This is a genomic window from Hymenobacter tibetensis, assembly GCF_022827545.1.
Classification (GTDB): domain Bacteria; phylum Bacteroidota; class Bacteroidia; order Cytophagales; family Hymenobacteraceae; genus Hymenobacter; species Hymenobacter tibetensis.
The window spans coordinates 2,567,870-2,586,455 of record NZ_CP094669.1 but is presented as its reverse complement, the minus strand read 5'-3'; the positions used below and the strand labels follow the sequence as shown (position 1 = coordinate 2,586,455).

Here is an 18,586-nt window from a genome sequence, read left to right as displayed (position 1 = left end):
CCCCGTACGATACTCGTACGGGGCGTTCCATTGAGGTCAGAAAGCAACTTCTATTACACTCCCAAGGCTGTGTCAGGGCTAACGTGTGAAGCTTGTTCTGTGCTTAGAATGGTGTGGCCCATTTTGTCGCGCTTGGTGGCGAGGTAGCTTTTGTTGTGTTCGTTGGGCTCGATTTCAATGGCCACCGATTCCACAATCTCCAGCCCGTAGCCAACTAGGCCGGTACGCTTGCGCGGGTTGTTGGAAAGCAGGCGCATTTTGCTGATGCCCAAGTCGCGCAGAATCTGCGCTCCTACTCCGTAGTCCCGCTCGTCCACCCCGAACCCAAGCTCCACGTTGGCTTCCACAGTGTCGCGGCCTTGCTCCTGGAGTTTGTAGGCGCGCAGCTTGTTGAGCAGACCGATGCCGCGACCCTCCTGGTTCATGTACACTACTACGCCGCGGCCTTCACGCTCGATTTGTTCCATGGCCTTATGCAGTTGCGGACCACAGTCGCAGCGGCAGCTCCCAAAAATGTCGCCCGTGACGCAGGAGCTGTGCACGCGCACTAGCACTGGCTCGGGGGTAGAGATGTCGCCTTTTACCAGGGCTAGGTGCTGGGCACCGTTGGAGCTCTGGGTGAACGAATACAGGTCGAAATCGCCCCACTGGGTGGGCATGCGGACAGAAATGTCGCGGGAAATCAGGCTTTCTTTAGCGAGGCGATATTTGATGAGGTCCTGCACTGAAATCAGCTTCAGGTCCCACTTGGTAGCTATTTCGCGCAATTCGGGCAGCCGGGCCATTTCACCGTCTGCGCTCAGAATCTCCACCAGCACCCCAGCCGGCTCGAAACCAGCCAAGCGAGCCAAATCAATGGCCGCTTCGGTGTGCCCAGCCCGGCGCAACACGCCTTCTTTGCGGGCTTTCAGCGGAAAAATATGGCCGGGTTTACCAAGTTCCTCGGGTTTGGTTTCGGGGTCGATGAGGGCCAGAATCGTCTTACTACGGTCGGAGGCCGAAATACCCGTCGTGACGCCGTTCTTCAACAGGTCGACACTTACGGTAAAGGGCGTGGCGTGCAGGGCCGTATTCCGGCCAACCATCAGCTCCAAGCCCAGCTCTTCACAACGGGCTTCAATAAGGGGGGCACACACCAAGCCGCGGCCATGGGTGGCCATGAAGTTAATTACCTCGGGAGTGGCACAGCGGGCAGCACAAATAAAGTCGCCTTCGTTTTCGCGGTCTTCGTCGTCTACCACTACCACCACCTTGCCGGCCTGAATATCGGCAATGGCGTCTTCTATGGAATCAAGCATGAATCACTGATTTAAACAGATTAGTCGGATTTCGCGATTCTTGAATGGGTGCAAACCCGCGCGAAGCTGCTGCTACAACCAGCAGCGGCGGCACGAAGTTACGAGTAGTGAACTTCTGACTACGTGATTTCACAAAACAGCTGGTTGGTTGCGCTGGTTACGCTGGGTAATAGGCCGACCCAGGGCACGCACTGTTTCGTTAAATCACACAACTGAGGCCGCTATTCCTTGGCTAGTTCTGTGGCGCGCTGCTGCGCCGCTTTCATCCCGTCAATCAGCGTATCGGCCAGGTGGCCGGCCCGAAAGGTACGCAGGGCGGCTTCGGTGGTGCCGCCTTTGGAGGCTACGTTGGCAATGAGCTGGTCGATGCTTTGGTCGGAATTATTGAGCAGGTGAAATGCTCCCAGCATGGTTTGCTTTACCAGCAGCCCCGCCACCGATTCCGAGAAGCCCAACTCCTGCCCGGCCTGCATCATGGCCTGCACAATGTAGTAGAAATAGGCCGGGCCGCTGCCGCTCACGGCCGTTACGGCATCGAGCAGGCTTTCATCTTCCAGGAAAATAGAGCGCCCGGTGGCGTTCAAGAGGTTCTCCACCTGGTGCAGCTGGGTGCGCTCCACCTCCGCCGATGCCGAGAAACCTGTGATGCCCATCCCCAGCAGAGCGGGCGTGTTGGGCATGGCCCGCAGCACTTGCCGGTGCTCTAGCTCCCGCTGCAACCGCGCAATGGGAATCCCGGCCATAATAGAAACCACTACCTGCCGGGGCTGTAGCACCCGCCGCAAGCCATCGGCAGCACGGCCGAAATCCTGCGGCTTCACGGCCACCAGCACCACGTCGTAGTCGGCAACGGCTTCGGAAACCGGGGCGGTAGGCAGGCCGGGCTGGCTGACGCGCAGGCGCTGGCAGTGAGCTTCGTCGCGGCCTAAGAGCAACATATCGGTGCGGGCCACCAGGTTGTACTGCAGAAATGCCTTAGCAAAAGCCTGCCCCATGTTGCCGCAGCCCAGAATAGCAATGCGTAAGTTGTTGGTCATCACAAAGGAAAAGTAGCTTGCCAGTCTTGGGTGATGCGCGGCGCTGCGGAACTGAAACAACCCTAACAGCACGCCTCACCCCCTACCTACTTGCACACGGTAAAACAAAATGAGCCGGCTAAATACGCGAAAGTGCCCATAACTCACTAGGGAGCTATGGGCACAAAGTCGAAGTAACAATACCAGACGCGGCTAGTGCAGCATGCAGCTGCTTGGTTGGGCGGCTACTGTAGCTGGACGTAGTTTCTTTATTTGTTCAGGCTATACTGCGCTTCCAACAGGTTGGTAAGCACTGGAATACGAACGAACATCAGCGTAACGAGCAGTATGCAGAACAGCAATACGTAGAGCATGAACCACTTGCGGGTATAGAGCTTCTCGGAGCCTTGTACCGGCGAGTTCTCCAACAAACCGATTTTCAAATACCAAGCGAACAGCAAGGCGAAGAAAGGGAAGCTGATCAGCAGCTCGATACGGTTTTTGATCAGGAAGATACCGAGGAAGAACGCCGAGGTCAGGGCGTAGAAGAACATGGAAATCAGCAAGCTATTCTCGGTGTACACCTTGAACGAGCGACGATACAGACCCGCTAGCTCGGGGTTCTTGATCAGGCGATACTCCGCGAAACGCTTGGTAGCCATCAGATAGGCACCGCCCATCCAGTAGGCAATGATGATACTGGAAGGCGGCAAGCTATGGAAGAACGCAGCGCCAGTGAACCCAGAGTACGAAATGGCAGGAGCAACAATGAACCAGCCGAGCATGAAGCGGATCGGGTTGTTAACCGACTCCGACAACACGTCGAGGTACACCCGCTCTTTGGTGCGGAACGGACGAACGTTGTAGAACACGCCCATCACCAGCAAGAAGATAGAGATGATCAGGAACTGAACGCTGATGAGGTAAGCTAAGCCGAAGCCAACGGCCGCCAACAGGAACCACTCGGTGTAAACCAACACCGGATTCACTACTCGTACCACCGAGGTACGCTTCTTCTTGAGGGGGTGGAACTTGTCGAACTCAGCGTCGAGGTACTCGTTGATAACGTAGTTGGCCGATGCTACCAAGCAGGTGCTGATCAACCCAAGTACGAGCTTAATAAAGAGGGTGGTATCGAGCGGAACGCCGTACACGATGAGGGCGAAAAGCACGCCAGGCATCATGAACACGTTTTTCACCCAGTTGTCTGGACGAGCAATGGCTACATAGTCAGCAATACCAGCCGGTATCAATACGGCTTCTGACTCGGCATTTGCCTCGGCCGCGGTTTGCGAGGCATTTGCTGCAGGGAATAAGGTGTTATCCATGTGCGGTGATAGTTAGTGTGTTTTGGAGTTGTTGTTGGAGCTGATGATAGAAAGTGAACTTGTCGAAGGGCTGCTTGTCGACAATCAGGTAGGGCATGCCAGCCCGTTCGGCACACACGCCATCGAGTTCGGGCCGGTCGCCAATGAAAAGGCATTCGGCGGGCGACACTCCCAGCGTATCAGTAAGATAAATCAAGCCTTGGGGGGCTGGCTTGAGGTGGTCGATATGCGGATCGGTGGAGCTAACAATAATATCGGCTTGCAATCCCATAGCCGCGAGCTTGTCGTGGGCAGGATAGTCGGAATAGATACCGATGGTAATTCCGTTGTCTCGTAGGGCCTTGAAAAACGCCTGCGTCCCAGGGTACACGCAAGAAGCCAAATACTGGTTGGGATGCGTGAACATCCAACGGTCGACGACCTCCCGCACCTTGGCTAAGGGGAAGCGGCCATTGTCGGCACACCAGTCATACTGGACGTTTTGCAAGTCGGGCACCGAAGCACCCGGACGCTTCTCGCGCTCGGACCTGAACCGTTGCAAAATGCGCATTTCCTGCAACCGCCAAGGGCGGAGACTGTAATAAGCCAGCAGGTCTAGTAGCATTCTGGAACGCAGTTTCGACTGAGCGTATAAAGTGCCATCTACATCGAAGATGACAGCCTTCACCTCGCTCCACTGTATGGAAGTTCCTGTTAGCATATATAGGTGAAAGGGTTCAGGACAGTAACAGTCCTCAGATTTCTAATTTGTATCCTACTCAGTTGGGATATAAATTCAATCTTATTCTTTAAAACATATTTTCTCAAAAATAAATCTTATCAGACATGAATGCAAATTTATGTTGAAATATTTAAATAAAAACTAACACGTGTTAGGTTATATATTTGTTACGCGTCTAATTTACTAGCAAATATTATAGCATAACTATCTTAAGTGCAATATATTACACTGCATGCGGGTGGGTAACCAGCAAAGTGGCTACGCTCGCTCCGTCATTTGCTGGTTACCGCCTGCACACTGCACTTGCGGGTATATTCCGCACGTTGTGTGCTTGTATAAGTGCCTATTGCCCAGTTTTGTCACTATAGCACTATTATCTTGTACTCCTCCTCCCTAACATACTTATAACAGGATACGCTCTGTCTCGGACGCACAGCAAACGTATGCAGTGCGCTAGCACTAGAGCGGTGTGGGATGCTAGAAGCGGCTACCAGCCTGTTAAAAGGCAAGCCTTGGCAGGTATTAGCGCTGCGCCAGTAGCACTTCTAGCTGATTGGTGGAAGCTTCCCAATCATACTGCTGCTGCACGAAAAGTCGCCCTCGGGAAGCCAATTGCGCGGCGGCGGTGGTGTCACTGAGTGCTGTACTGATGCAGTCTGCTAATTCGGCGGCGGCTTCTCCTACCAGAATATCCTGCCCCGGACGGCCATGCAGGGCATTATTAGCAAGCGGGGTGGTTACGCAAGGCAACTCCATAGCCATGGCTTCCAACAGCTTGTTCTGCAAGCCAGTACCCACGCGCATGGGAGCCACAAACACCCGGGCCGCAGCATATGCATCCCGAATATCATCAATCCAACCGCTTATAGTAACCGACTCTGATGCCAGCGCCAGTACCCGCGGAGCTGGCGTGGTACCGGCAATCAGGAGGCGGGCCGCCGGATGCACCCGCTGCACCAAAGGCAATATATCCTGCGCCAGAAATTCCACGGCATCCACGTTGGGATGGTAGCTCATGTTGCCGCAAAACAGGATGTCATGGGTCTTGGCGGTGGTACGGGGCTGAAAGAACTCGGTGTCGATGCCATTGCGCACGACGTGGATCTTCTCGTGGTGTGGGTGTTCGATGAGCTGCTGGTCTTGCTCCGAGATAATGGTATGCGCCTGAAACCAGTCGAAGGCAGCGGCCTCATAGGCAAGCAGGCTACGGCCTTCGCGGCCATATACCATCCGCTCCCCCCACGACGATTGCTCGGCCCGGCGCAACATGCCTTTCGAGAAAACATCCATGTAGTCGAGCGTCATGGGCACGCGGCCGGCGTAGCTGCGCACGTATTGCGCCATCCGAATTAGCTGGCAATAGAGGTGGTCGGGCTGAAACTCCCGGATCAGCGCATCGAGTTGCCGCTGGGCCGCCGCATCATAGAAGTAGCCGACTTGCAGGGGCAGTCCTTGCAGCAGTGCCAATGCCATGTTGGCGGCAATACCGGGCCGCCGCAGGCGCTGCACGTGCATGCCCCCCGTACAGAGCGGCCGTACGGCCTCGTAGCTGGCGGCTGTTACTGGCTCGTCGGAAAGACAAAACAAGCAGATTTCGTGGTGCCGGGCCAGGTAGCGGAGCTGATGGAAGGCCCGCAGTTTATCGCCCTTATCAAGGGGATACGGGAAGCGGGACAAAAGAACAAGGAGCTTCATGGCCCGCAAACTTACGCCGTTTCAACCCGGCGCTGCTGCACCACGCTGTATAAATCGAGGAAGCTCTCTACCACTCGGCGGTTATCGTAGAGGGTAGCAATGGTCCGCGCGGCCTCTTGCCCAATTAGGTCGGCGGGCAATTGGCCGTGGTAATAGCGCCCAATGGCTTCCACCCAAGCAGCTGGCGTATCGCGCAGTATAATGTCGTGCTCGTCCCGAACGTGGATGCCTTCTGCCCCTATTGTGGTGCTTAGAATGCATTTGCCCAGGGCCATGCCTTCAATGATTTTGATGCGCATACCGCCGCCACTCAGCAACGGCACCAGCATCACCTCATACTGCTGCATGAACGTGGCGGCCGACTCCACAAACCCGTGCACAACTACGTTGGGAAGTTGCAGTTCCTGAAAGCGGGCCGGCATGTCCTTGCCCGCCAGATGCAGCTCTAGTTCCGGGTACAGCTCGTGCGCCTTCGGCCACACTTTGGTCAGAAACCAGTCGAGGCCCTCTTGGTTAGGCAGCCAGTTCAGGGAGCCAATGAGAAATAAGGTGCGAGGCTTGGGCTTGATGGACGCATCCAACTGAAACCGGCTTAAGTTGACACCCGCCGGAACGAACACCACTGGCTCTGGGCAGCCTAGCTGGCGCAGGCGCTGCTGGTCGGCTTCGGTGATGGCCGCCACGGCATCAAAGCGGTGCAATGCCTCGTGTTCGAAGTCTTTCAACCGTTTAGCCAAATGACTTAAGTACCACTTCTTGAGTGGGTTGCCGGCTCTTCCAGCCAGCATTTCCCAAATGGTATACTCCACATTGTGGGCACGCAGCACTACGGGGGGCAACAGCGGCACCCCCCTGCCATTGCTTTCCATCCAATAGCCTACGTACCACGCCACGAACGTGCCTTCCATCTGCACGATGTCGTACTGTTCTTCCTGTAGCAAGGCCATTAACCGGGCTTTTGCCTCCTGACTTATAAACCGCTCCACGTTGTAAGGCAAACGGCTGCCGACCAGGTTGCGCAGGGCTTTCACGGGGGAAAGCCGCGTATCTATGTCCACCCTTACTAGGCGCAGGTTGGGGCCAAGGTGCGCTAGTGCGTCGGCGGGTTGGTAGTGTTTAGGCGTGTTCAGGGCCAGTAGCGTAACACGGTGCCCGGCCCGAATGAGGCCGGCAGCTACGTCATACATAGCAATGGATCCTCCGTCGGTAAGAGGAAACGGCACACGCGGACAAACTTGCAGAATATGCACAGAAGGAGGTTGTAGGGGGCGGCAAAGCTACAAAGAACAGACGGGCGGCAAAGGCAACCGGCCCTCTAGCGGCCGGTTGCAGGGACTTGGGTCAACGCCGGTTTCCTTTTCTATGCCTACTGGTTGCCACACATACAGACATAGCACAGGCTACGATGCCGCTGCTTGTTACAATCAGGCGCAAATACGCCGCGTCTTGCTGAACGATGTAGAGACGCGAAGTGTCGCGTCTCCTCGTTGAACGACACGCTAAGCTCAGACTCTGTGTTACAACCGCTTACCCAACGGTGGCTACGACAGAACGCAAGTATGCGCCCCTACCCCATCTACCAGTTGAAAAAGGCTTGTTACTGGGCTACCCGCCACGAGAAAGCACGGTCCCGAGCAGTTTGGCTAGCTCATTGTCCATTTGCTTAAGCACCCGAATGGTTTGCAGGTGTTCATCCAGCGTGGCCTCGTCCATAGGATGCCGCAATGCCTCCATATGCTCTGCCAGAGAGCTTTCCACGTTCACTTTGTTGAGGCGCAGAATGGCGTTGTCGCAGGCAATTTGCAGCAGATCCAGCTCACGAGGCACGTGAATCTGGTGGGTGGTCCAGTTGGGGCTGAGCTCGTACCGCTCGGTGGCCAGTTCGGCTATCAACGCCCGAATGTCGGAGCGGCTGTGCTGGATGAGGGTGCGGATTTCCGGCCAACGGCCTTGGGTCAGTTCCTCACGGCACAGGTGCAGCAAGTCGCCATAGATGCCCGTTTTGAACGGTGTATCGTCGATCTGACCGAACAGGTACTGGGCTACACTCACTTCCGGGGCCAACGGCTGCGCGGCGTAGAGCAAGAGCAACCGCACCACTTCCCGCTCGCACTGCTCCTGCACATTGGGTATCGGCTCGATTTCCTCCCGGGTGAGAGTCTGTAGGTCGCCACCGCCGCCCATTAGGTCGTCGGGGGAGGCGCCGTACATCAGGGCTTCGGCTTCTTCCTCGGGGCTCATGGGCCGCGGAGCCGGGCGGGCGGCGGGCGGCGTTTGGCCGGTGGCCGGGGCACTGCCTGACCGGGGCTTCTGCACATCCAAGCCGGGCAGGCTGGCCGGCGACTTGGCGGTTTGCCGGGCAATCTTATTGTACTCGGTGATGAGCACCTGCTCGTCGATGCCGAACGTTTGCGAAGTCTGCTGCAAAAATACCTGCCGCTTGATGGGGTCGGGCACTTTGGCAATGCTTTGCAGAACCTCCCGGATGGCTTCGGCCTTCTTCACCGGGTCCTGGGCCGCTTCGCGGGATACCAAGTCGGTTTTGAACTGGATGAAGTCGTGGCTGGCTTGCTCGAGGTGCTCCTTGAACTTCTGGTCGCCGACTTTGCGGATGTAGCTGTCGGGGTCGTCGCCGTCGGGGAACAGCACCACGCGCACGTTCAGGCCGCCTTCCAGCAGCATGTCAATCCCGCGCAACGAGGCCCGAATACCGGCCGCGTCGCCGTCGTAGAGCACGGTTACGTTGTCGGTATAGCGCTTGATCAGGCGGATTTGGCCATCGGTGAGCGAGGTACCCGACGAGGCTACCACGTTCTTGATGCCGCCCTGGTGCAAGCTCAGCACGTCGAGGTAGCCTTCTACCAAGTAGCACAGTTCCTCGGTCCGGATGGCCTGCCGGGCGTGGTACAGCCCATACAGCACATCGGACTTGTGGTAGATTTCCGACTCCGGCGAGTTCAGGTATTTGGCCGTCTTGTCATTGGGCTTGAGCGTGCGCGCCCCAAACCCAATCACGCGGCCCGAAATGTTATGAATCGGGAACATCACCCGGCCGCGGAACCGGTCGTAGCGGCGGCCGGTATCCTGGCCGTTGTCGTCTTCGCGGCGCACCACCAAGCCGGTTTTCTCCAGGTACTTTTGCTCGAAGCCCGCGGCGGTGGCTGCTTTCAGCAGGTCGTCCCACTGATCCAGGGAGTAGCCTAGCTCGAAGGTGGCAATGGTGGTTTGGTTGAGGCCGCGCTGGCGCAGGTAGCTCCCCCCGATGCTCTGGCCTTCCTCGTTCTTTTGCAGCAGCTGGTGGTAGCGGTCCTTGGCCCAGTTGGACACGATGAACTGCGAGTCCTTTTCGTTTTGGGCCAGCTGCTGCTCGGGCGTTTTTTCTTCTTCCTGAACCTCGATGCCGTACTTTTTGGCCAGGTACTTCAGGGCCTCCACGTAGCTGGTGCCCTCGATGTCCATGATGAACTGCACCACCCCGCCCGCCTTGCCGCAGCCGAAGCACTTATACAGCCCCTTGGCCGGCGCCACCGAGAAGCTCGGCGACTTTTCGTGGTGAAACGGGCAGCAGGCCCACATATTCTGGCCTTTGCGCTTCAAGCTCACGAAGTCGCCCACCACCTCTACAATGTCGGCGTGGTGAATAATTTGATCAACTAGTTCTTTGGGAATCCGGGCCATACTACCCGCAAAGGTAGAGAGGAATGTAGCTGTAACGCTAAGCTCCGACTTGGTGCGCAAGCGAAGCGAGTATGCAGCGTCAGGCCGGAGCTACATCCAGTACAAAAGGCCGTCAGGGGTTCTTACATACCCAGCCGGCCTTTCTCATCGGCGTTGCCGTTGGTTTGCACTCGCTTGCTCTTCAGATCCTTCTTGCCGAAGTTGTAGGTGAAGGCCAAGCGAACCTGGCGGGTGTCGTTGCGGAGCCGCTCGGTGCTTACCACCGGCACAACCGTGGACGACACCACGAAATTGGTTTGGTAGAACAAGTCGGTTACCGACAGATTCAGCGAGGCCCGCTCGTTCCATAGCTGCTTCTTCACCCCTACCGACACGTAGGAATACTCGGCGTAATCAAACAACCCACTGAAAGAAGGCGAGTTGTACAGCCCATACACCCGCGCCGACCAGCCGTTGCCCAACGTGAACGTGTTGTCGGAGCTGACATTGACGTACGTTTTGCTTTTGGTGTACAGAGTGGTGTTATCGAGCGGGCTGGGCAAGCTGATTTTCTGGTGGAAAATGCTGGCACTATTGCTCATAGTCCACCACTTGGCAACAGTAAGTGGAGCGGTGAAGGTGGCAGTAGCCAAGTGGCGCTGGCGGAAGTTTTGCGTGGTGCTCACGAAGCGCAGGTTCACTTGGTCGTAGAGGTAGACGCGGGAAATGGCGCCGGTGGTTTGGGTATAGGCCAGTTGCAAGCCGTAGCCTTTGTAGAGGTTGTTCCAGGAGAAAGTGTGGGCGTACTCGGGGCGCAGGGTGGCGTTGCCTTTGCTGCTGGTATAGGTATCTTGGAAACGCTCGAAAGGAATCAGGCTCTCGTAAGCGGGCCGCCGGATGTTCTTGGCGTAGGCCCACGAAGTGGTGTAGTCACCGTTGACTTTGTAGTCGGCGCGCAGGTTCGGGAACAGGTTGAAGTAGGTGGAATCAATGCCCGTTACCACGCGGTAGCGGGTGCGCTCGGCGCGCAGACCACCTTGCAGCGTAACGGTGCCCACCGTGTGGTTGACACTGAGGTAGCTGGCTGCCACTTGCTCCTGGTACCCGAGGACAGAGAAAGGATTCGTTGCCTGTGGCACCCAGAGGTCATCGGTCAGGTTTTCGATTTGCTGGCGGCTCTTGTTGCGGGTGTCGGTGTACTTCAGGCCAGCTTCCAACCTGGTATTTAGGTTCCAGACTTTCGTGTAGTCGGCGGCTCCGGTGTAGATGTGGTAGGTGGCCGGAATGTTGTTGCGGAAGGTGCTGGTGGCCGTGCTTTCCACGCCTTCCACGCGCTGGTCGAAGGTTTGACGCTGGCCGTTGGTGTAGGTAGCGTAGTTGCTGTTGAGCAGCAAATTCGACCCGAGGCTATCCAGCTTGTGCTTGTAGAAGAGCGTGTAGTTATGGAAAGCGTCGCTGAGCAGCACCTTTTCCTGCACGGTGCTGAACGTATTGCCGGCGGGCTCAGCCAAGAAAGATTCGGCCACTCCTTTGGCATCCAGGCTGGAATTCAGCAAGTCAACATCAACCCCAACCGTGGTGTTCGGGCTCACATGATAGTTCAGGCTGCCGCTGAAGCTACCGTCTTGGATGGACTTGTTCAGGTCGCTGCGCTGGCTCAGGCTGGCCGTGGGAGACTGGCCTTCAAAAAGCGTCCGGTGGCCGGCAGATTTCTCGAACCCGCCGCGGCCAACAAAGCTGCCACTGGCGGCCAGGTCTAGCTTGGGGGTGCTTACCCGCACGCCGCCGTTGAGGCCACCCCCGGTGCGGTAGCCCTGGCGGAAGTTGCCGCCCACCGTGGCGGTCCAGCCAAGCTCCTTGCTGCGCTTGGTGTAAATCTCAATCACGCCACCCGAGGCGTCGGCGTCATACTTAGCCGATGGGTTGCTGATTAGTTCGATCCGCTCGATTTGGTCGCCGGGGATGCTAGCCAGCACGGTTTCCAGGTTGGCACCAGGCAGGCGCTTGCCGTTGAGCAGGATAAGCACGTTGCCTTTGCCCCGGAACGTGAGGCGCCCCTCAATCAGCTGCACCGACGGCGCGGCCGCCAGGATAGTATAGGCATCATTGCCGGCGGCCAAAATGCTGCCTTCCACGTTCATAGTTACGCGGTCTGGCTTCTGCTCGATGAGTTGCCGCTTGCCCGTCACGGTTACTTCCTGGAGGGCTTGGCTGCTCGCCTGCAAAGCAATGCTTCCCAATTCCAGCTTGGCGGCGCCGGTTAGTTCTAGGGCCTGCACGTGGGTAGTGAAACCGAGCATGATGACGTTTAGCTGATAATTGCCCGGTCCCACTGCTTTCAGAGTGAAGCGGCCTGCTTCGTCGGCCAACGCCGTTTGCACCACCTTGCTTTCCGTACCTGCCGCCTTCAGCACCACATTCACGAAGCCCACCGGCTGCTGCGTTTGCTGGTCGAGCACCTGGCCCGTCATGGTGGTTTGGGCGAAGGCCCCAGTACAAGCCAGCAACAGAGCCACGAGCGTAAGCAGTAGCTGGCCGCAGCGAGTGTTGGTGGTAGCGGGGCAGGCTTGGGGTAGCAGGCGAATCATGTTCGGGTTTCTTTTGGGTGATGAAGAAGCTGGAACGAAGAAACCGGAACGCCTTCCCGGCTGGAAGTTTATTCGACCAAGTCACAACCCCACACCACCAAAGTGCCGGACGCCACGCACTTTTTCAGGGCCTGCTACCCCAAGGACTTACCCACTAGGCCCTGTCATTCCAACCCAGGAGGAATCAGAGTCTACTTCTTGAACTACTTGAGTCAGGTTCCTCCTGCGTCGGAATGACAAAGACTCTTGCCTATTTGATTCAAGTTCCAAGGATGCTTGGCACCAAGAAATTGCAGAGCTTTAAGGGTACAGCCTATTTTATGCCCTCGACACGCGGGCAACCTATCTTTCTTTCCTTGCATGCCCGAATCGAATGCCCTTCCGGCTACTAGTTGGTACCGCCTGAGCACCCACACGACCACCCTACTGCTGCAAGTACTGCTGTGGGTGCTGCTGACGGGGTTCTACTTCGCCTGGAATAGCCGTCCAAACTACCATTTCGATGGGCCCATCTGGCCGTTGGCACTCCTACAGGTGAGCTTCGCCATCCTGCTGTTCAACTCGCTGGTTTACTTAATTATTCCGCGCTGGCTGCTACGAGGGCGCACGTGGCTGGCACTGGCCGGTGGTATTGCCCTGGTATTCGTGTTTCGGCTTTGGATGTACGCGGGGGCGTGGCTGGCCGAAAGCTATTTGCCGCTAAGCGCCGATTTGCGCAACGAGCTTCACAGTGCTTACGGCTCTAATCTGTGGAGGCAGCTCACAACTCTGCCTGGCTTCTTGAATACCTTTATTGATATGCTGGCCACCACTCTTTTTCCGCTCGTTGTCAGCTTTGTGACGTACGCGCTGGTAATTGACCGGCGGCGGTTGGCCTTGGAGCGCGACCATATGCAGTTGGAGCTCAGCTACCTCAAAACCCAAATCAACCCGCAGTTTCTCTTCAATACCCTCGGTAGCCTACACACCATGACCCGCACCCGCGACGACCGCGCCGGCGACCTAGTGCTGCACCTAGCCGACCTCATGCGCTACACCCTCTACGAAACCGACACCGAACACGTGCCGCTGAGCCGGGAGTTGGAGTTTCTGGATGACTACTTGGCCCTGGAACGCCTGCGCAGCCCCGACACCACCAGCATAACCCACGCCGTGCATGGCACGGCCACCACCCAGCAAGTGGTACCGCTGCTGCTGCATCCGTTTCTGGAACGCCTTTTCGCGGGCCTCGCCGCCGCACCGGCGGATTCCATACAGATCAGCAGCACCGTGCACATAGAACCAGCTGCTGTAGCACTAACCCTTTCCCGTACAACCACTACCGCACCCTCTCACCCCTACCGCACCGATGCTGCGGTGGTAGCTGCACTGCGGCGTTTAACGCTTTACTACCCCAACCAGCACACCGTGCAACTGACCGAGGAAGGCGGGCAGGTAGACGTGCACCTTCGCATCCGCCTCTAGCATGGCCACACTCTCCTTCGGTTCGGTCCGCCACGGCTTGCCCGCTCCCTACGCCCGCATAGCGCTGCACGCAGGTTTATGGGTGCTGTATGCGAACTACGAGCACTTTCTGTACAGTGGCTGGCGCGAAACGCCCCTTGTTACGTGGAGCTTCGCCCTTACGACCACACTGGCAGCTGTGGCCGGCTACTACTTCTTTTCCGAGGTGGTGCTGCCGCGCTTTGTCTTGCGCCAGCGTTGGCTACTGTCGGTTCTGAGTTTGGTGGCCATCTACTACGGTTGGGCACTGCTCTCCTACGGTCTGTTTCTGCTCCTTGAAAGCAACAACCTGATTTCTCGAACTCTAAACGACTATATCTACCGCATCCTTGGCAAGGGCGTGTGGATGGGAGTTTTCTCGTGGTACGGCGTCAGTATCGGCATCTTTGACTTTGCTGTCAATGTAATGCCCCCCATTTTGGTACGGTTCGTTCAGTTTCTGCTAACCAGCGGCAACCGCAGCCTGCAATTAGAGCGCGAAAACCTGAACCTGGAAGTGAATTTCCTGAAAGCCCAGGTGAACCCGCACTTCCTCTTCAACACCCTCAACAACATTTACACCATGGTGGTGAAGCAGGACGAGCGCGCCCCCGACATGGTGCAGCACCTCTCCGACCTGATGCATTACACGGTGTATGAGTCGGATGCGCCGCGGGTGCCGCTCCCCCAGGAACTTGGGTTCCTGGGGGCGTATCTGGAGTTGGAGCGACTGCGCTACGGCCAGAAAGTAACCATTGCCTACCAGAAATCTGGTCCATTCGAGCAGTACAGCATCACGCCGCTGCTGTTCTTTCCGTTCGTGGAAAACGCTTTCAAGCACGGTATTGATAGCAGTTTGGATGCCTCTTGGGTACGTATCACGCTGCTTGTGCAGGACGGACAGTTGCACTTTGAAGTTAATAACAGCTTTGCCCCCACTGCGCCCAAGCGCGATGTGGGGGGCGTGGGCATTGCCAACGTGCGCAAGCGCCTGGCCCTGCACTACCCCACCACCGACTACCAACTCACCGTGCAACAAACCGACGAGCAGTACCAAGTGCACCTAACATTGCGCCTGTATCCGCTCGGCACTGCCCCGCCGCTTGCCCGAAACGCCAACCGCCCTGTTGCCCACCCCAGTGGTGTCCTGCCAATTCGCTAAACCTTTTGCTGCCGCCAGCAGCAAGCCATACCCTGTTATCACGCCTTCCTTACTATGATCAACTGCCTGATTATCGACGACGAGCCATTTGCCCGCGAACTGTTGGAAGGCTACCTCGCCAAGATACCGTCGCTAACGCTACTGGCGAGCTGCGAGCATGTGTTTGAGGCGCTAGAGGTGTTGCAGCAGCAGAAAGTAGACTTGGTGTTTTCGGATATCAATATGCCGCAGGTCAACGGTATCGAGTTTATCCGCTCTCTGCACAATCCGCCCTACGTAATATTCGTGACGGCCTACCCGAACTATGCCCTGGAGGGCTTTGAGCTCGATGCTCTAGACTACATCGTGAAGCCGGTGTCGTTTCCGCGCTTCCTGAAGGCAGTGAACAAGGCGCTGGCCATCCTCAACAACCGGCCAGCCGCCCCAGTCCCACCCGCCCCGGAATTCCTGTTTGTGAAGGAAGGCAACTCGTTGCAGCGGGTGCTGTTCGATGAAATCTACTACATCGAAGGCATGAAGGACTACATCAAAATCATCCTCAAAAACCGCGTCATCGTCACGTATCTGCGCATGAACCGCATCGAGGACCAGCTCCCCCCCGCCCGGTTTACGCGCATTCAGAAGTCGTACATCGTGAAGATGGACGCCATCAAAGCCATCAGCGGCAACGAAGCCGAACTCTACGACCTCCCCGAGAAACTGCCCATTGGCAAGCAACACAAGGAAGCTCTGCTAGCCCGCTTCGGCCTGTAACACCATCCATTGCACCCAAATAGGCCGTCATGCAGAGGCGCAGATGAAGCAGTTCGCGTGCTAACGTTGCAGCTAACAAGCCCCCATCAGCACGCGAACTGCTTCGTTGTGCTCTGCATGACGGCCTTATTTACTTGTGACTTCCAACTTACAACCCGTTGCTACACACGTAGTCCAACACCAGCAACCTAGGCTGTAGTACACCGAGAATGAACAACGGTCCAGCTTGTTGGTGGGCGCAGTTTCGTTGTCCCCAGCCCATGTTGTTACGCGGGCAACTTCCGCCCCCGTTTCCGGGTTATCTTTGCACTCCGATTCGCATTTCCCAACTTTCGATATGGCTATTACCCAAGAAGACGTCTTAAAGGCCCTTAGCTACGTGGAGGAGCCCGATTTGGGCAAAGACCTGGTTACGCTCAACATGATTGAAGACGTCCAGATCGACGGCCGCACGGTGTCGTTCACGGTTATCCTCACTACGCCTGCCTGTCCGCTTAAAGAACTGATTCACAACGCCTGCGTCCGCGCCATCCATACCATGGTGGACAAAGACGCCGACGTGCAAATCAAGATGACCTCGCGCGTGACCACCATGCGCCAGAACCGCGACATTCTGCCCGGCGTGCGCAACATCATTGCCATTGCTTCGGGCAAAGGCGGCGTGGGCAAAAGCACCGTCACGGCCAACCTGGCCATTGCGCTGGCCAAAACAGGCGCCAAAGTGGGCCTCGTAGACGCCGATATTTCCGGCCCCAGCATGCCGCTGATGTTCGGCGTAATGGATGCCCGCCCGCACGTTTACCAGACGCCTGAAGGCAAGAACCTAATTGAGCCAGTGGTAGCGCACGGCGTCAAAATCATGAGCATTGGGTTCTTAGCCCCTGCCGAAAGCGCCATTGTGTGGCGTGGCCCGATGGCCTCCTCGGCCCTCAAGCAGTTCATCACAGAAGTGGATTGGGGCGAGCTAGACTACCTGCTCCTCGACATGCCCCCCGGAACCTCCGACATTCACCTGACCATGGTGCAAACCGTGCCCGTTACCGGCTCGCTTATTGTCACTACGCCGCAGAAAGTGGCCTTGGCTGATGCTGAGAAGGGGTTGCAAATGTTCAAGCTACCGCAAATCAACGTGCCGGTGCTGGGCATTGTGGAAAACATGGCCTGGTTTACCCCGGCTGAGTTGCCCGACAACAAATACTTCATCTTCGGCGAAGGTGGCGGCATCGCGCTAGCCGAGAAACACCAGGTGCCGCTGCTGGGCCAGATTCCACTGGTACAGAGCATCCGCGAAAACGGCGACCAGGGTACCCCCGCCATCCTGCAAGCGGGTACTCCTGCCGCCGAAGTGTTCGGTCAGTTGGCCGAGGAGCTAGCTCGGCAGGTATCTATCCGCAATGCCGTGGCCCCCAAAACGAATATCGTTGAAATGAACTCGTAGGTAGAGCGAAAGCGCCGCGTGCCACGTGGTGTGCACCGGCTGGTGCTAAGCCATAGCCCACCTAATGTTGAGCTTCCGTTATATGCAGAAGCTCAACATTAGGTGTTCGGCAACTTTGCCGGGGAAAAGTTGGTTTACTTTTTACCCGTCAGAAGCCTTACCTTTGCATTACCTCATGGTTCACTTGCATCTACGGAAGCAGACAACCAATAAAAATCAGTGATTTATGACGCATTCCGCTGCCGTAGAAGACCATCCGCTCCTTTCTCGCATCGAGCTGGCACTGGACAGCATCCGCCCGTATCTGGCTGCTGATGGTGGCAATGTGCGCGTATTGGAGATAACCGACAACATGGTGTTGCGCCTGGAATTGCTCGGCGCCTGCGGTACCTGCCCTATGTCGCCGATGACGCTAAAAGCCGGTGTGGAAGAATCGGTGAAAAAGGCCGTGCCTGAAATCCGGTCTGTAGAGGCCATCAATATCACCCCGATGTCGGAGCAGCCCGCAGGCCAGACCGGCCACCCCGTTTCGCCAGCCCCGGTACCCACCCCGCAGTTCTAAGTTAGCTCACTCCTATACAAAGTGCCCCGCTCCTACCGGTTTCGGTGGAAGCGGGGCACTTTGGTTTTGTTATTAGGTTCATAAGATTGCCAAACTATGCAGAGAGGCATACTCACGTTCTATTATTGAATGGTATGCGCGCATATGATGCATGAATATTCACTTGTGTAATAGGTATGCACCTGCCAATATTTAGAATGTAAGAGGTGATTTGTACAATTATTATCTTTACCTTAATCTTCCCAATGAAAGAAAAAGTCAAAGACTTTATAGGGCTTATCTGCAAGCACTGTTCTAATAGAAAGGTCAAAGCCCACCTGTTTTTCAAGCTCTTCTTTTGTTAATAGGTTATATCGAAATTGATGGAATAAAATTTTTATCTTCTCTATTTCAGTTTTCCATAACTCATAATCAATATCATTGATACTATCGGGACCTAGAAATTCTGCTGAACCACCTACATATTTTCCATTCTCTGTCGACACTGTCCAGTCAGAAGCACCATAGTACCAATACGGCGCCAAATTAGACACATAAAGTAGAAGGCCCTGGGTCCACTCTGTTACCCTATTCTTTTCGTGCGTCGTTCTAGTGTCAGACTTATCTTTCTTGGAAATTTTAACACTTATATACGAAGCAAAACCACTACCATAATAAGTATAATCAGGTTCTACAATTATTTGATAATTATCCTTGAGTCTGCCAATGATAGTTTTAATATAAATTTCAACTTCATTAATGTTACCGTTATTAAATGGTGGAAAGTCCCCAATAACTCTGTCTTTCGCTAATAAGCCTAAAAATTCTTCATTATAAATCATATTATATAAGGCAATATGTTACCGCCACTCCACAGACGGTAGTAGCAATTGACAAAGGAGCAGGT

At 55.9% G+C, this 18,586-nt stretch carries 14 protein-coding genes; 5 read left to right on the top strand and 9 right to left on the bottom strand.

Translation table 11 applies throughout. The features are described from left to right. Positions 1 to 53 precede the first annotated feature (53 nt). The 8 genes from MTX78_RS10280 to MTX78_RS10245 form a co-directional block, all read right to left on the bottom strand. On the bottom strand, positions 54 to 1,298 hold the full coding sequence (locus MTX78_RS10280; protein WP_243802334.1) for a bifunctional 3,4-dihydroxy-2-butanone-4-phosphate synthase/GTP cyclohydrolase II: 1,245 nt from the start codon (positions 1,296 to 1,298) through the stop codon (positions 54 to 56). A 221-nt stretch (positions 1,299 to 1,519) separates the two neighbouring features. Continuing rightward, a complete protein-coding gene (gene proC, locus MTX78_RS10275; protein WP_243802332.1) occupies positions 1,520 to 2,335 on the bottom strand; it encodes a pyrroline-5-carboxylate reductase in 816 nt (271 codons plus the stop codon). Between the two features lie 248 nt (positions 2,336 to 2,583). Next, on the bottom strand, positions 2,584 to 3,642 hold the full coding sequence (locus MTX78_RS10270) for a UbiA family prenyltransferase (protein WP_243802330.1): 1,059 nt from the start codon (positions 3,640 to 3,642) through the stop codon (positions 2,584 to 2,586). Continuing rightward, positions 3,635 to 4,342: an HAD family hydrolase gene (locus MTX78_RS10265; RefSeq protein ID WP_243802328.1), complete on the bottom strand. Its 708-nt coding sequence runs from the start codon at positions 4,340 to 4,342 to the stop codon at positions 3,635 to 3,637. The genes MTX78_RS10270 and MTX78_RS10265 overlap by 8 nt, the downstream gene beginning before the upstream one ends. Before the next feature lie 543 nt (positions 4,343 to 4,885). Then, entirely contained in the window at positions 4,886 to 6,058 is a 1,173-nt protein-coding gene (locus MTX78_RS10260; RefSeq protein ID WP_243802326.1) for a glycosyltransferase, read from the bottom strand. A gap of 11 nt (positions 6,059 to 6,069) precedes the next feature. Further along, complete coding sequence (locus MTX78_RS10255; RefSeq protein WP_243802324.1) at positions 6,070 to 7,281, bottom strand: glycosyltransferase family 4 protein; 1,212 nt, start codon at positions 7,279 to 7,281, stop codon at positions 6,070 to 6,072. 382 nt (positions 7,282 to 7,663) lie between these two features. Continuing rightward, on the bottom strand, positions 7,664 to 9,736 hold the full coding sequence (gene dnaG, locus MTX78_RS10250; RefSeq protein WP_243802322.1) for a DNA primase: 2,073 nt from the start codon (positions 9,734 to 9,736) through the stop codon (positions 7,664 to 7,666). Between the two features lie 122 nt (positions 9,737 to 9,858). Next, positions 9,859 to 12,303: an outer membrane beta-barrel protein gene (locus MTX78_RS10245; protein WP_243802320.1), complete on the bottom strand. Its 2,445-nt coding sequence runs from the start codon at positions 12,301 to 12,303 to the stop codon at positions 9,859 to 9,861. A 360-nt stretch (positions 12,304 to 12,663) separates the two neighbouring features. Between MTX78_RS10245 and MTX78_RS10240 the strand changes: the two genes are divergently transcribed. The 5 genes from MTX78_RS10240 to MTX78_RS10220 all read left to right on the top strand — a co-directional run bounded on the left by MTX78_RS10240 (position 12,664) and on the right by MTX78_RS10220 (position 17,700). Next, complete coding sequence (locus tag MTX78_RS10240) at positions 12,664 to 13,767, top strand: sensor histidine kinase (RefSeq protein WP_243802318.1); 1,104 nt, start codon at positions 12,664 to 12,666, stop codon at positions 13,765 to 13,767. Position 13,768: 1 nt separating this feature from the next. Then, positions 13,769 to 14,947, top strand: a complete 1,179-nt coding sequence (locus tag MTX78_RS10235) for a sensor histidine kinase (RefSeq protein ID WP_243802316.1) — start codon at positions 13,769 to 13,771, stop codon at positions 14,945 to 14,947. A 54-nt stretch (positions 14,948 to 15,001) separates the two neighbouring features. Continuing rightward, the gene (locus MTX78_RS10230) at positions 15,002 to 15,700 is read left to right on the top strand and encodes a LytR/AlgR family response regulator transcription factor (RefSeq protein WP_243802314.1); all 699 of its coding nucleotides are present in this window, start codon (positions 15,002 to 15,004) and stop codon (positions 15,698 to 15,700) included. A gap of 337 nt (positions 15,701 to 16,037) precedes the next feature. After that, on the top strand, positions 16,038 to 17,138 hold the full coding sequence (locus tag MTX78_RS10225; RefSeq protein ID WP_243802312.1) for an Mrp/NBP35 family ATP-binding protein: 1,101 nt from the start codon (positions 16,038 to 16,040) through the stop codon (positions 17,136 to 17,138). A 226-nt stretch (positions 17,139 to 17,364) separates the two neighbouring features. After that, positions 17,365 to 17,700, top strand: a complete 336-nt coding sequence (locus MTX78_RS10220; RefSeq protein ID WP_243802310.1) for a NifU family protein — start codon at positions 17,365 to 17,367, stop codon at positions 17,698 to 17,700. Positions 17,701 to 17,933: 233 nt separating this feature from the next. On the opposite strand, the gene MTX78_RS10215 is transcribed toward MTX78_RS10220, so the two are convergent. Further along, complete coding sequence (locus tag MTX78_RS10215; RefSeq protein ID WP_243802308.1) at positions 17,934 to 18,521, bottom strand: hypothetical protein; 588 nt, start codon at positions 18,519 to 18,521, stop codon at positions 17,934 to 17,936. Positions 18,522 to 18,586: the final 65 nt, after the last annotated feature.